This window comes from Salinarchaeum sp. IM2453 (assembly GCF_019693215.1).
Classification (GTDB): Archaea; Halobacteriota; Halobacteria; order Halobacteriales; family Salinarchaeaceae; genus IM2453.
Window position 1 is genome coordinate 2,084,887 of record NZ_CP081183.1, and the last position, 14,343, is coordinate 2,099,229.

A 14,343-nucleotide genomic window follows, 5' to 3' on the forward strand; every position below is an offset into this window, starting at 1 on the left:
AGTCGCATCTCGTTGGAACTTCTTATTTAGTGCCAGTCTCTACCTATTACTAAGAAAATGCAGTACGCTGATCTCGTCGACGTGTATGCAGACCTCGAAGATACCAGCTCAACGCTTGAGAAAACAGCCATTTTGTCGGATTGCTTCAGCAAGGTTGACGATACGGATCTTCCTCGTGTCGTCAGACTAGTTCGTGGGAAGGTATTTGCGCCATGGGAGTCAGAAGATATTGGCATTTCAACATCTCTAATGAGCGATGCCATTGCTAAGGCAACAGGAATCGACTCAACTCAGATTGAAACGTGGTGGCGCGAACGTGGTGATCTGGGTAACGCCGCTGCTGTTGCAATCAATCAGCGCCAACAACAACCCCTTTTTTCCGAATCACTGACTGTTGAACAAGTATATGAAACACTTCGTGAAGTAGCAACATACGAAGGAGATGGAAGCCAGCAAAGACAGATTGATACGGTCTCTGGACTCCTAACCCATACCTCTCCGAGCGAAGCTCGATATCTTGTTCGTACTGTTGTTGGAGCGATGCGTTTGGGCGTCGGCGAAGGACTTGTCCGTGATGCAATTGCCGATGCGTTCTTTGGTACTGAGGGTGGAAAAAGTGCAGTCAAGCAGGCTTATGAGGTGACCAATGATTTTGCGATAGTTGCTGAGCGGGCCAGATCCGGCGATAAATCCGCACTTGCTGAACTTGACGTTGAGTTATTCCGCCCAATCAAACCGATGTTGGCCAAAAAATCTGAAGATATTGACACGGCGGTTTCTGAACTCTCTGATGCTTCTGGAGCTGTACTACTAGAGGCTAAATACGATGGTATCCGAGCAAAAATTCACAAGCAGAATGATGAAATACGCGTTTTCACCCGTCGGCTAGAGGAAGTTACAAGGCAATTCCCTGATGTTGTCGCTGCTGCAGGAGAGCAGATTACTGCTGATGAGTACATCATCGAGGCGGAAGTCGTTGCGTATGATCCCAAATCTCATGACCCAGTACCATTTCAAGAGCTATCCCGACGTATCAAACGGAAGTATGATATTGATGAGCTTGTAGAGACCGTGCCTGTTCGCACCTACTTATTTGATCTCATCCAACTTGATGGCACAAGTTACATTGAATGCCCTCTTCGTGAACGATTGTCCCATCTTGAGGAAATTCTTGACCCCGACCAACAACGAATTGCACGAGCAGAACATCTTCAGACCAATTCGGTCGAACAAGCGCAAAACTTCTATGAGAATGTTCTTAGTGCTGGACATGAGGGAGTCATGGCAAAAAACTTAGATGCAACATACCAACCGGGATCTCGAGTTGGATATCAACAGAAAATTAAACCAACCATGGAACCGCTTGATCTCGTTGTTACCCGAGCTAAGTGGAGTGAAGGTCGAATTAGTGACTTTCTCGGCCGTCCGTATCTTGCGTGCCGGAATAATAATGGATTCAGCGAGGTGGGACGAATGCACACTGGATTTACTGATGCACAACTTGAGGAATTTATGGACTTGGTTGAACCGCTAATTCGGGAAGTTGATGGTAGAGAAGCGAAACTCAAGCCTGAAGTTGTACTTGAAGTAGAATATGAAGAGATTCAGAAATCGCCGCAGTATGATTCTGGATATGCACTGCGGTTTCCTCGACTCAAGCGCATCCGGCACGACTTAGATCCCGACGACACTGACACAATTGATAGAGTCAAGGAGCTATATCAACAACAAAGCTGATCCATAGAGATATGCGATGAATTCTGACATATCTGTACAACTTCGTGACGGCATTGAGATTACATTATCAACCGGAGAACAGATTGTTCTTGATGGTGCTAAAGAGGACCTCACTCCGGTTGTCAGTCATGCACATGGAGATCACATTGTCGATGGAACGACAGAAATCGTCGCCTCAAATCTTACCGCAGCATTAACCTCTGTGCGACAAGACCACAATATTAAATCATCTAGCAATCCCGCAGTTACACTTCACGATGCTGGACATATTGCGGGCTCACGAGCGATAGAGATAACTGATCAAGAATCCGAGATAACTTACCTTTATACTGGTGATTACAGTACTCGTGATCGGTTTTATCTCTCTGGGTTTGATCCAATTGATGCAGACATCCTAATTACGGAAACGACATATGGGAAACCAGAGTACACATTTCCTCCAACAAAAGAGGTCGTTCGAGAGATTAACGACTGGCTTGAAGCAACGATGGATGAAGTTGTAATTTTATTTGGATATGCACTTGGACGTGCACAAAAACTACAGCGCATCCTTGCAGGCTCTTGTCGGAATACAATATATGTCACCGACGCTGTTGCAGATCTCAATGATGTTATTACCTCATACTGTGATGTCCAGTTTCCAGCCAAGAGGTATTCTACTGAAACGACGTTGGAGGAGGGCGATGCACTCGTATTACCGATGCAAACATCACGATTAGCTTGGATTGAATCCCTAATCGAGAAACATGATGCAATTACTGCCGGATTCTCTGGTTGGGCAGTTGATGATTCGTTTATTTACCGACGGGGGCTTGACCGGGGATTTGTCTTGTCTGATCATTGTGACTACTCTGAGCTCGTTGATGTTGTGGAGTCTGTTGATCCAGACCAAATATACACTTATCACGGGTTCAGTGAAGAATTTGCCACACACCTAGCCACTGAGATGGGATATTCTGCACAAGCGCTTAAGCAAAACCAGTCTACGCTGTCTGACTTCTGAAATCTCTATTTTCCGCCTAGATAATTGTGCTAAGAATGGACAATATTATACAATACACTTATATTCTGGCAGAAAAATCTCTATAACTATGGGGCAGTCACATAATATTGAACTCTACCAACTCGATGGATGTCCACACTGTATTAAGGTAAAACGGGCGCTAAACGACCTCAAAATTGAATATGAATCTAATCGTGTTCCTCGAAGCCCCGATGAACGTGATAAGGTGATGCGTTTGAGTGGTCAGCGTGAAGTACCAGTACTCGTTGACCGTGCTAATGATGTTAAAGGCCTGAACGGAAGCGACGAAATTGTGGAATACCTATACGAAACGTATGGAGACGGAGAGCCTGATCCGTCTGGGCTCCTCGATCGCTTTATTTATAAATTATTCTAGCCACTGACTTCTTCCCCTGGCTTTATCCGTGGAAGGTCAAGTTCCGATTATCCTCTAACACTTGGCTAAGTACGCTCAGGTAGTGTTTTGGCTGGTTTCCCGGTATGCAACAACTGCGTTAAGCCACTCCTCTGGAATCTGCCGTGGTGTCTGGTTTTCACTGTCATATGCGACTTGTACCGATTCAGCGGTTGCAACACGAGAATTATCCTCAGTAAACACCTCATAGCGAAGTGCAAACGAATGCTCCCCTACTTCCTCCATCGGAACAGTGAGACCTACTGTTATTGTATTCTCAGTCGTTACAGGTTGTTCGTAATCAACTGAGAGTGACGCTACCACAATACCAGCATCGGCAGGTGTTATTCCAACAACTTCCTCAAGAAACGCCACACGAGCTTGCTCAAGATATGTTACGTATACTGCATTGTTCACATGACCAAGGGTATCAAGATCTCTAAATCGAACCTGTATCTCTGTGGTATAGTCAAAACTATCCATCACATATTATGAATAGTTTACAAGAAACATAATCATTGGCTCCTTTGCCAGCAAATAAATCCGACGTGAATGTTCTTCACCTACTGTTTCTTGTCGTCATTATGGATATTTCACGGAGCGGGAATAGCAACTTCCGATAGTTCCACATGATCAGCGAGTAACTCTTCAGTTACATGCGCTGGTATGGTGCCGCTAGGACCATGCCCTTCACCCGTTGTTGATCGAATGTGTGTTCGTAATTGATTCATCCCCACGTTTTCTGGTTTATTTGTTTCTGACAGTGCAGTCATCGATTCACCACAAATCGGACATTCACATTGAATACCAGTTGGCCCACCTGTCATTCAAGTTTGTGTGTTCTCGGCAGCCGTACATAAATCGTTCCTTCTCGGTGTATCGCATGTGATCGCGGAGCCTTCCAGACATAGTGAACTCTCCCTGCCTACTCACCGCCGTTGGCGGCTCCTTGCAGCAGTGGCTTCCTGATCTCAGGACACACTTTGCAGAAACATCATCAGCTGTCGTCTCAGTGTCCACAGTGAGCGCAGTCTCCACAGGTGTTGATTCGGCCATGTTCTGATCTACCCGGTGGTGACGGAACTATCGAGTCTGCCCAGAGTATGATCTCGTTCGAAGCCAGCCTCATGAATAGAATTCATCACAAACTATTGTATGGTCAGTATAACATACATGTGTTTGAGTAGCCTGGGTGACGGCTGTATCCTTTCTCCCCCACTCGCTCCTTGAGGGCAGAGAATCAGCCTGTAGAAGATAAAATCAACTGGCATCTATTCTGTCGTTTGTGCAATGAGTCAGCTTTTGATCTATATAGCAAATTTTGAGTGGTCTAGTGTAACTCTCCTGTGTGGCTACATATTATTGTTATTTACTGTGGACAATGTCAGCTAAGATAGACAATTTCAAAAGATAGATTTTCTTTATTTGATGACAGGGATATTACCTCAAGAAGAATCCAAGAATATAGACATGAATCTGAAAGTCGTATTAACAGTACTATTTGGAGCGAGTATTGTTGTCGCAAATATTACTGCAGCAAAATTAGCATGGTTTACTCTGCCAGTCATTGGTGAGGTTGCTGTACCAGCGGGCTTTGTTGCATTTGGTGTTGCGTTTCTTTGTTCTGATTTGCTGGTTGAATTTGAAGGACGCAAATACGCTCACAGTGTAGTCAACGCAACTGTTCTGGCAATGGTATTTGGATGGATTCTCATTTATATTGCAATCTATCTTCCGGTTGCACCAATTTATGAGGCCCACGATGCGTATATAACAACACTCGGTCAATCAGCAAACATTGTACTTGCGTCTATTGTAACATTAGTTGTCAGTCAGCATGCAGATGTTCGAATCTTTGCTGGTATCCGAGATCGAACTGGTGCTGCATACCGGTGGATTCGCAATCTTGGATCCACTGGTGTCTCACAATTTATCGATACAGCAATATTCATAACGCTTGGGTTTGCGCTTTTTCCGTTCATTTTTGATGGTGATCCTATGTGGGGAACAGCGTTACTCGGCACTATTGTTGGCCAATATACTGTCAAACTTATTGTCGCTATCTTGGATACACCGATTTTCTATGCCGTAACATCAGCTATCAAAACGACAAGGGAGGCTCACTAAGTTTCGACACTGCATGATTGCACTGAGACCAGAAGCAGGAGGATACATCCCATCAACAATGCGATGAAAACAACCTATAGGCCTTACAGCGTTAGCAAGGCGAAAGCCCACCCGTTTACGGGTGTGGATAAAGCCAACAACTGGGAATCTATCCACGGGACTGAGCTATCCCGGTGTTTTATCAGCAATCAGAACGTAGGCATGACCACGCCGAGGCGGTTTCGCCGCCCTATTAAACGGATAATATCGGGATTCGGACCACACCACGTCTGAAGGAATCCCCTTCAGGCCGCTGGCTGTGGATTCCGGACACACGGTAACTCTGAATCCCATGCCGGGATAGGAGTAACGGCGGCTTGGCCCCGCCAGCGGTCTGGTCATGCCGACTGGACTGCAAACCTGAAACTCCCAACCAAGCGGGTGCGGTGCCGTGGGAATCCCACCCCGTTCACGGGTGGGAGGAGGTCAATAATGGCCCATGGAAGCTCAATTTGTGGCACTGTTTTGGTCATCTTCACCCTCTTTTTCAGGCTTTGCAGACTGAAAATGTATATCGAGCCCTTTTTTCCGCTTATATTCGATTTCAACGTTCGTGTCGTCGATAATCGATTTTAGATCAGCTTTAAACGTATCAAGTCCAACGTCATTTCCGACAATACGGATGTAGTGATCTGAAAACTGAACTGTTACGTCGTGCTCTGCTACGTGCTTATCAATCCGCTTTAGAATGACTGGAACAGATTCATACGCTTTTTGAGCGCCATCTTTGCTCTTATCAACTAATAGTCGTAGTACACTACGGAGAGCACCGATCATTCTTTTTAACGCATTAGCGGCCCGGCTTCCACCTTCTTTTTCTGGCGTATTTATACCTCTGTCTGATCCATTCTCTACGGTCGAAGGCTCAAATGTTACGTCGTCTTCAGTTGTCATTATCTCATCTTTTGTTAGCGACAAGTTCAACGTTTGGGCTCTGATTGAAGCCCCGACTCTGCTGGCGGACGAAGAACCATTGCCCCAAGCGCTGCCAGTATTGCCAGTATGCCGCCGATGAGAAATGTCACTGACCATCCAACTGCCACGACAAGATAGCCGGCAACAACGCCGGAAAACACTCCGCCTCCGATTTTAGCTGTATACACGATTGCATAATTCCCCGAACTATATTCAATCCCATAGTACTCAGAGATCATACTCGGGAAGTACACATACAGTGGTGAGGAGAAAAACATCGCGAGAACTACCATGAGGATAAATAATATTTGGAATTCAGCAATTCCGGTATACACAAGGATAATACGAAATAGTCCAGCCAATGCAAATGAGACAGCCATGACGTATCGGGAATGAAACCGATCATAGAACTCTCCAAGTATGATACGTGACACACCCGAGGCGAGTGGTAACACAGTCGCTGACAGTGTTGCAATGACCGCTGCAAATCCAACGTGTTCTGCATACCCAACGATATTTGCGATTAAAAGCAGGTCTGCGCTAGCCACGGCAATAAACATCGCATACAACAGCCAGAATTGCCAAGTTTTGAGCATTTCTATGGCAGTATATGACTTACCACGTAGCGATGCGGCAAGATCTTGATCGTCTTCGTCGGTGGCTTCAATCCAGTCTTGTGGTGGATCTCGGAGAACGACAGCCCCGATCAAAATTGCAACTAGGATCACAATTCCAACATTCCGAAGCACTGTTGCATAGGCATCAGGAACAGCATAAGCACGCACATACGGAACGACAAGAACACTACCGGCTGCAAATGCCATCGTTCCGACCCCCGTTGTAAATCCAGGCCGGTCTGGGAACCATTTGACAGCAGTATTTACAGCAACAGTATAAATAATACCTACACCGACTGCTCCCAGTGAATATAGCATATACAACTGCCATAGCTCAGTTGCATATGCTAGTCCAATATATCCACCTCCCGCCAGCAAAGCAGCAAGAATTGTCAATTGTCGTGGGCCATATCGGTCTCTGATCCATCCAGCCGGGAACTGTGAGAGTGACTGAAACACAACGTACAATGAGAATACTGCACCAAGAGCGGGTAATGCAATATCAAGACTTTCAGCAAGAGGCCTCTCAATGGACGACCATACATATTGATATGGACTGACTGCTGCCATCATCAGTGCTGCAGCAACCAACTGCCACCATCGTGAAAACCCGAGGATTGACTTTGCCCTCTTTGAATAACTAAATGATTGAGAATTGTCATCACTCATTCTACTAGTCTCACCTTCGTAATTATATCTTATCTGCCAGTTAGATGTAATCGAACATACGGATAATCCGAATACACACGTTCTATTTCGCTATTGAACCGGGAATCGTATTCAATCCTCTGATGACGAAATAATTACCGTTATAATACCGAGGGATAGGTAGGGCTTAAATTGTCGATTGACTGGTGCTGACCCTGTTAGTCGTCTAGGCCGTAGTCCTCAATAGAATGATAGTGCTTCCACGTGGCAGCTACTCGATCTGCTGTAAAGCGGAGTTCGCCATCGGCGAGATCAACGACAACCATATTATCCTCAAACCGCGTGTCATGAAGGTGAAGCTCAACTGGTTCCTCAATCTCTTCGACCTTTGCCATTAGCTCGCCATTTTCTTGAATTTGCGATTTTATATTTTCAACATTCATTGTGAGCGTTTTGCACCTTGATTAGACAGCATAAAATAACTGGCGATAGAACTGTGATTCTGCTCATGGAGATGCTTTTTATTGATTACTCGCATACGATTAATACATGACTAAGGCGATCATTTTTGGAAGATCTCCTCCAAAAACTCCCTCATTGCCATCTTTTTCCGTCGAGCGGATGTCAACATCATCCTCAGTTCAGCAAATTCCCGATACCAATGATACATGTATTCTGGTCTTTGAATGTGAGTATTCTGAAGCAGCGAAAAGCGTAATTGATCTCATTGATACACTCTCATCACGGACAGGAAATCCTATTGTATATGTAGCCTCCCACACAGACGGAACTAAAGCGAGCGAGGCTCTTCGCGTTGGAGCATCCGGGTACTTTCCGTTAGATGATTATGCGGATCCTGACAACGAGCTGAATGAATGGCTACAAGAATTTCTGGCAAATCACAGCAAAGTCGGTAACGACTACGAGGACAACAACTTTGTATCGACTATACGAGATATCTCACAGGCAATAGCAGCATCCAATTCGGACTTTGAAACCCTCATCAATCGACTACTCAAAATCGGCGAAAACATACTTGATAGTGAAGCCTCGGTTCTTTCTCATATTGATGGGAACCAATATGAGTTCGAGGTACTACGTTCATCTGGGCTTCCACTTGACGCTGGAGATGTCTACTCACTGGAAGATACATACTGTAAACGAACAGTCTCAGACAAGCAAACAACAGCACTACCAGATGTTGAGCGCGATGCTCCAGATCTTGCTACACTTGGGGCATATACTGATCTTGGGCTTGTTAGCTATCTTGGTGTACCAGTCGAAGTAAATGGAGATATCTATGGGACATTCTGTTACTTTGATACTAACCCCCGGGATGAGTATACTGCTCAAGAGATCGTCTTAGTTGAACTACTTGGCGCGGTTGCTGAAACGACAATTCAGAGACGCCAATACGAGCGGGAGATCAAAACGGCACGGGACGAAGTTGAGGATATTCTTGCTCGGATTCAAGATGGGTTCTTCGCTGTAGATAATAACTGGGATTTCACATACGTTAACCAGACGGCAGCGGAGTTATTGGAACGCCCAGCGGGTGAATTAGTCGGGACTAATGTCTGGGATGAGTTCCCAGAGGCAATCCAAGATGCATTCTATGATGAGTATCATCGAGCAATGGACGAACAGATGCCAGTCTCCTTTGAAGAGTACTTCGCTCCGCTTGATATTTGGTTTGAAGTAAGTGCGTATCCGTCTCCTGATGGTTTATCAGTATACTTTAGTAACGTTACTGAACGAAAGCGGTACGAACGAGTACTAAGCGGACTTCTTGAAACAAGCCAAGCTACACAGCAGCTCACGGAAAAATCAGCACTCGCTGAACGGGTCGTTGATGATATACAGACTGTCCTGGGGTTTGATGCAAGTGCAGTATATCTTCAGGGAGACTCAGATAACCTGCTGAAGAAAACAGCTGGTAGCAAAAATCTCTCTGATGACATAGAAGAAATGATGCAGTCAGTTGCTGTATCCTCATTCTCTGAAATTAATCAGACCAAGGTAGTTAATACAACTACAGACAAAAGTAAAGAGTCATATGCAGTCCTTGCTGTTCCACTTGCTGACTACGGACTGATTATTATCAAAAGTGACAGTGAGACTCCATTTACCTCGAATGATATACGGGTCTCAGAGTTACTTGGCACAACAGTCTCATCTGCATTAGAACGAATTGAACGTCAACATGAGATCACTCGCTATGCTAATATACTTGAGACCGTAGAAGGGATGGTTTGGACCGTTGACGGTTCAGGAATATTTACTTTAGTCACAGAGCCTCTTGCTAGGCTACTGGGATATACGGTTGATGAAATGATTGGAACGTCTTTTGAACGGTATATTCAAGACGAAGATATACTGCCCATCCGAGAAATGGCCAACGAAATCCGACAAGATCCTACTCAATCAAGCCAGCAATACCAAACAGTTGCCATTACTGCTGATGGCGATGAAATCCCTCTTGAAATCGAATTATCTACGTTTGATGAGCATAGCAACGATCAAGAAATAGTTGGTATCGCTCAAAATATATCAACACTTCGAGCAAAAGAGCAGCAAATAAAACAGGAGCGTGAGCGTTTTCGATATTTGTTTGAACATCTCCCTGATCCTGCAGTTGAGCTTGAATACTGTGATAATAGAATACAGATCCAGACGGCAAACAATGCATACACTGACCTAGTGCAAACTTCTGAAAAGGATATGAAAGGGGAGAAAATCGAATCAATGACAAATACACTGATCCCAGGAGACCCCAACACTTTCTCCCCGTCTACTATTATGACACAGGAGATTACTGAAACGACAAAGAGCGGCCGAAAACATTTCCTATGTCATCAGATTCCATACTCAATCTCTGGTCGTTCTCGTAGCTTCAGAATTTACACTGACATTACCGGCATTAAGCGTCGCGAAGAGCAATTAACCGTTCTTCACCGTCTTCTTAGGCATAACCTTAGAAATGAATTGACAGCGATCACAGGATTTGCTGAAGTGATGATGGACCAATTGGAGGAACCACATAGAGAGTATGCGCGACGTGTCTATAATTCTGGCTCAGAATTACAAGAGCTCAGTGAGACAGCAAAGCGTATCGCGGAAACAATCACTGACGATCCAGCTCCGATGGATCCGATCAATCTAACGAGCGTTCTATCTACAATAATCAGCAAACTAGAAAATGAGTTCCCAACAGCAGTAATCGATATTAATTTTTCAGAGGATGTTTACGTTCTTGCGGATGATCGACTGGATATTGTGTTCGAAGAACTAATTGATAATGCACTACGATATGTGAACACAGGCAACCCTTACACTGAAATCAACCTGAACCAAACAAACGGTGCTGTAGAAGTCGAAATTGCGGACAATGGCCCAGGGATTGATCCTGTCGAGTGGGAGGTTGTTACCCGAGAGCGGGAGGTTACACAATTAAGCCACGGAAGTGGACTGGGATTATGGCTTGTCACATGGCTTATTGAAGACTATGCTGGGGAATTAGACTACACCTCGACTGAAAATGGCAGTATTGTCACGGTTCGATTACAGACGACTGCAGCTGACTCTTTCGAAAAAACATCATATTGATCACAATAAAACAAATTAAACATCTTGGAAGCTCAACCAGAGACAGTTTATATTATCAGCCAGTAGTTGGTAACACCAATTTAACCTTTGTCCCGCTGTCAATGTTGTTAAATGATACTGCTCCCTGCATCTGTCGAATGCCCCATTTAATCAGCCATAATCCCAGACCACTTCCATGGTGTAACGCCGTTTCTGTGCCATCAATAAGTGGTCTTAACTCTTCTTCTGGTATGCCCGGACCGGTGTCTTGTATACAGATTGTCATATGCTGATCGACTCTCTTGGTTTTAACACTCACTTTTGGTGTCGCCGTATCGTTATGCTCGACAGCATTCTCAAATATTTCTCTGAGAATCACTGTAAGTAGGTCTTTGTCAGCTTGTACCGTGTCATTTGGACAGATATTTAGTTGAATATCAACTGCTTTGTCTTGGGACTGAAACTCTTCCTTGATCTGGCAAACAACTGAGCTGAGATTCACAGACTCGTTTTGTGTTGTTTCTGTTAACAGTTCATCAAATTGCCTCGCCTCTTCTCCTACTTCGATTAACCTTACCGCTTCATCTTTGATTATCTCAGCTATTCGACTCTCGTTCTCTGCTATGGAAGATTTTATTTCCTCTGCATATCCATGGATAACTGTCGCGCTGTTTCGTAAGTTGTGACGAAGAATCCGATTCAGTACTTCTAGCCGCTGTTTACGAAGTTTTTGATTAGAAATCTCTCGATTTACAGCGATAAACTTTATTGGCGATCCAGATTTGTCGGTGACTGGTGTAATTGTCTGGTCAATTATATATCGCTCCCCGGTTTTTCGCTCATTGACGAGTTCCCCCCTCCATTTATGTCCGCTAAGTATTGTTTCCCAGAGATCAGCATATAATGCCTTTTTGTGCTCTCCTGACTTTAGTATGCGAGGCGTATTCCCTTGTAACTCTTCTCTACTATAACCTGTTTTTTCAACGGCTGCAGTATTTGCGTATTCGATTATCCCATCTGTATCCGTGATGATAACCGAATGTTCCAACTCGTTTACCATCGATTTAAACGACTGCAGGTAGCTTCTCCCCTTTTGTCGATCCGTAGTGTCTTGCATAAACACAGTGAGCCCTTCAGAATCTGGATACACCCGCATGTTGTACCATCGATCGTGTTGATGGCAGTACGTTTCAACTGTTTCCGTTTGCTGTTTGTTCATTGCCCGCCGGAGTGTTTTCCCAATTGTTGTGCCTTGGATCTCCGATAATATCTGCCAAACTGTACCATTACAAAGTTCTTCTGCAGACGTACGCAGCAACTCAATAGCTGTGGGATTAGCATATGTAAACTGCCACTGCGTATCGAGCGCGAATACAGCATCTGAAACCCGGTCAAAAACAACTTGCTTTTGTTCTTCGGAATGAGCAACTACTCTTGGGTCGTCCATCCTGTACAACAACATTTCAAGCTACAGGTATGAGTCCATCGCTTAGTGAGCTCCGTTCGTCGATATGTCTGTCTGTAAAGCATTGCTAAGAGTAGAGCTAAAACAACTCGCTGGCAATCATGTGGTGACGATAGACGGCATCTCTCGAACCACCTTGTCCTGAGACGGTTCATAGGCAATTCGATACTGCAATATACCTCCAGAATGAAAATTCAAACATGGAGCTAGCAGCAATTCTTACAATCGGACTGGCTGTTTCAGCGTCAATCGTCGCAGTTCTTATCGCATTTATCGACATTATCATGTAAACATGCGCCCCAGTCTACACGGTGGTAATTTCCCGTTATGAAGGACCTATATGATAGGCAGCTAGATACTGCATCTACAGGCGGAGCAGGCCGAGTGCCTTGGGGCTTGACCCCGAGGCGGTTCACTCAAGGATCAATAAATCGAATTGTCATCGTATCAGCTGTCCCTGAACAGATAACACGGTAACTCTTATACCTATTATCCACAGAGAGCTCTTTTTTTGTCTGTTAGACGTGTACTTGACCTCCCCACACGGCTGAAGCTGTGGGTTTCCTCCCTGGGTATTCCCGGTTGGATTACCCCGGCTGTGAATTTGCGGGTTCGCTGACGCTGGGTTGGTCGGGCGGACGCAACTGTTTCCCAAAATCGACGGGTGTCCAGCTGTGTCCATTCCACCCCCAGTATGCCCCTTCGGTGGGTGCGCTCCTGTCGCGCTCAGCAGACAGGGCAGCGGGCCGGGCCATCGGCCCTCCTTCAGACTGCAAGATGTTCCACGTCCCTGCCACGTCGCTGTGTGCATCCAACCGACAATCATGACACCGGAATGAATCGCCATTGCGAGCCACCTCACTACTTCCGCACTCGGGACACTCGCTACTCGAATCGGCTTCACTCACTTCCTGGAACACAATCCCAACATCACTGAGTGTCAGATCGATCCGAGCCGAGAGTTGCCGATACGACCAAAAAGCGTGATTTTTCTGGTTTACCGCAGCACTCCAATGCGTGTCCAGCACATCGGTCAAATCACCAACGTACACCGCGTCAACATTCCGTTCGAGTAGCCAGTCAGCAATGTGGTTCACCGCCGAATTTCGACTGTGGTCGCACTTTCGGGTGCGAGTGTCATACAGTCGTTGAATCAGGCGACTTGTGGATTCTTTGCTTAGAAGCTCCGATTGGAGTCCTGCGATTCGTCCCGAATAGCTCTGAAGCCGCTCAAATTCCGGGCAGGCATGGGACACAGCAGCATTACCGTCTTCTGTGACAACAAACAACGTACTGTTCGCACCTACGTCGATGGCGGCTGTCTGCGCCGTGTCCCCGGTGTCGAGTGTGTGAGTGAAGGCATCCTCTCGCTGTTCACGGATCTTGTCTGGTTGAATGGGGACAGGATGCTTGATACGAAGCTGGGCAGCGTGTTCGTCATAGATGAGTTCCAAGCGCCTATCGTCACCGTCTCATTGTGAATTCTTACGGACTTTAACATCCACGCCCCTAAAGGAATGGGCTTTCCCCTCAATACCGCTGTAAGAAGCAGCTAAAACACTGTGCAACCATTATTCAGCTATAATATAAAGGTGGCGCGTGGCATATAGGTTGGGACCCACTCCACGCGCCATTTTGGTGTAACATCCCCTGACTTATTTTTGTTGTGATTATCTGAGTTAATTTCTGATACTTTCACATTCAAGAGTACCTTGTGAGAGTAGCCATAGGTACCGAGGAGCGATATCATCGCGAGACCATCAGGAAGACTGTTTATACTATGTGAAGTCTA

Annotated in this window: 12 protein-coding genes; 5 read left to right on the forward strand and 7 right to left on the reverse strand. The window is 45.5% G+C overall.

Features of this window, described 5'->3' with window-relative positions:
- Window positions 1-57 precede the first annotated feature (57 nt).
- The 3 genes from K0C01_RS09985 to K0C01_RS09995 all read left to right on the forward strand — a co-directional run bounded on the left by K0C01_RS09985 (window position 58) and on the right by K0C01_RS09995 (window position 3,137).
- Entirely contained in the window at window positions 58-1,737 is a 1,680-nt protein-coding gene (locus tag K0C01_RS09985; RefSeq protein ID WP_221169562.1) for an ATP-dependent DNA ligase, read from the forward strand.
- A 16-nt stretch (window positions 1,738-1,753) separates the two neighbouring features.
- The gene (locus K0C01_RS09990; RefSeq protein WP_221169563.1) at window positions 1,754-2,740 is read left to right on the forward strand and encodes an mRNA 3'-end processing factor; all 987 of its coding nucleotides are present in this window, start codon (window positions 1,754-1,756) and stop codon (window positions 2,738-2,740) included.
- A gap of 88 nt (window positions 2,741-2,828) precedes the next feature.
- A complete protein-coding gene (locus tag K0C01_RS09995) occupies window positions 2,829-3,137 on the forward strand; it encodes a glutaredoxin family protein (protein WP_221169564.1) in 309 nt (102 codons plus the stop codon).
- A 75-nt stretch (window positions 3,138-3,212) separates the two neighbouring features.
- Here the strand turns inward: K0C01_RS09995 and K0C01_RS10000 are convergent, their stop codons facing one another.
- Together K0C01_RS10000 and K0C01_RS10005 are read right to left on the reverse strand one after the other, a co-directional pair.
- Window positions 3,213-3,638, reverse strand: a complete 426-nt coding sequence (locus K0C01_RS10000; RefSeq protein ID WP_221169565.1) for an acyl-CoA thioesterase — start codon at window positions 3,636-3,638, stop codon at window positions 3,213-3,215.
- Window positions 3,639-3,748: 110 nt separating this feature from the next.
- A complete protein-coding gene (locus tag K0C01_RS10005; RefSeq protein ID WP_221169566.1) occupies window positions 3,749-3,928 on the reverse strand; it encodes a hypothetical protein in 180 nt (59 codons plus the stop codon).
- Window positions 3,929-4,583: 655 nt separating this feature from the next.
- On the opposite strand from K0C01_RS10005, the gene K0C01_RS10010 reads away from it, so the two are divergent.
- A complete protein-coding gene (locus K0C01_RS10010) occupies window positions 4,584-5,282 on the forward strand; it encodes a queuosine precursor transporter (protein WP_221169567.1) in 699 nt (232 codons plus the stop codon).
- A gap of 486 nt (window positions 5,283-5,768) precedes the next feature.
- Here K0C01_RS10010 and K0C01_RS10015 read toward each other — a convergent pair whose 3' ends face one another.
- The 3 genes from K0C01_RS10015 to K0C01_RS10025 all read right to left on the reverse strand — a co-directional run bounded on the left by K0C01_RS10015 (window position 5,769) and on the right by K0C01_RS10025 (window position 7,944).
- Window positions 5,769-6,215 carry a hypothetical protein gene (locus tag K0C01_RS10015; RefSeq protein WP_221169568.1) on the reverse strand — a complete coding sequence of 149 codons (447 nt, stop codon included), beginning with the start codon at window positions 6,213-6,215 and terminating at the stop codon, window positions 5,769-5,771.
- Between the two features lie 26 nt (window positions 6,216-6,241).
- Window positions 6,242-7,522 (reverse strand): OFA family MFS transporter, encoded by a 1,281-nt coding sequence (locus K0C01_RS10020; protein WP_255568270.1) that lies wholly within the window; start codon window positions 7,520-7,522, stop codon window positions 6,242-6,244.
- Between the two features lie 197 nt (window positions 7,523-7,719).
- Window positions 7,720-7,944, reverse strand: coding sequence for a hypothetical protein (locus K0C01_RS10025; RefSeq protein WP_221169569.1), 225 nt, complete (start codon window positions 7,942-7,944; stop codon window positions 7,720-7,722).
- A gap of 178 nt (window positions 7,945-8,122) precedes the next feature.
- On the opposite strand from K0C01_RS10025, the gene K0C01_RS10030 reads away from it, so the two are divergent.
- A complete protein-coding gene (locus K0C01_RS10030) occupies window positions 8,123-11,107 on the forward strand; it encodes a sensor histidine kinase (RefSeq protein WP_221169570.1) in 2,985 nt (994 codons plus the stop codon).
- Window positions 11,108-11,162: 55 nt separating this feature from the next.
- Here the strand turns inward: K0C01_RS10030 and K0C01_RS10035 are convergent, their stop codons facing one another.
- Both K0C01_RS10035 and K0C01_RS10040 read right to left on the reverse strand, forming a co-directional pair.
- Window positions 11,163-12,533, reverse strand: a complete 1,371-nt coding sequence (locus K0C01_RS10035; RefSeq protein WP_221169571.1) for a PAS domain-containing sensor histidine kinase — start codon at window positions 12,531-12,533, stop codon at window positions 11,163-11,165.
- A 605-nt stretch (window positions 12,534-13,138) separates the two neighbouring features.
- Window positions 13,139-14,005, reverse strand: coding sequence for a transposase (locus K0C01_RS10040; protein WP_221169572.1), 867 nt, complete (start codon window positions 14,003-14,005; stop codon window positions 13,139-13,141).
- Window positions 14,006-14,343: the final 338 nt, after the last annotated feature.

Coding starts and splice junctions, on each gene's coding strand:
- K0C01_RS09995 (WP_221169564.1), top strand. CDS start 2,829: ATGGGGCAGTCACATAATATTGAACTCTACCAACTCGATGGATGTCCA.
- K0C01_RS10020 (WP_255568270.1), bottom strand. CDS start 7,522: ATGAGTGATGACAATTCTCAATCATTTAGTTATTCAAAGAGGGCAAAG.
- K0C01_RS09990 (WP_221169563.1), top strand. CDS start 1,754: ATGAATTCTGACATATCTGTACAACTTCGTGACGGCATTGAGATTACA.
- K0C01_RS09985 (WP_221169562.1), top strand. CDS start 58: ATGCAGTACGCTGATCTCGTCGACGTGTATGCAGACCTCGAAGATACC.
- K0C01_RS10010 (WP_221169567.1), top strand. CDS start 4,584: ATGACAGGGATATTACCTCAAGAAGAATCCAAGAATATAGACATGAAT.
- K0C01_RS10035 (WP_221169571.1), bottom strand. CDS start 12,533: ATGGACGACCCAAGAGTAGTTGCTCATTCCGAAGAACAAAAGCAAGTT.
- K0C01_RS10025 (WP_221169569.1), bottom strand. CDS start 7,944: ATGAATGTTGAAAATATAAAATCGCAAATTCAAGAAAATGGCGAGCTA.
- K0C01_RS10030 (WP_221169570.1), top strand. CDS start 8,123: ATGTCAACATCATCCTCAGTTCAGCAAATTCCCGATACCAATGATACA.
- K0C01_RS10000 (WP_221169565.1), bottom strand. CDS start 3,638: ATGGATAGTTTTGACTATACCACAGAGATACAGGTTCGATTTAGAGAT.
- K0C01_RS10005 (WP_221169566.1), bottom strand. CDS start 3,928: ATGACTGCACTGTCAGAAACAAATAAACCAGAAAACGTGGGGATGAAT.
- K0C01_RS10015 (WP_221169568.1), bottom strand. CDS start 6,215: ATGACAACTGAAGACGACGTAACATTTGAGCCTTCGACCGTAGAGAAT.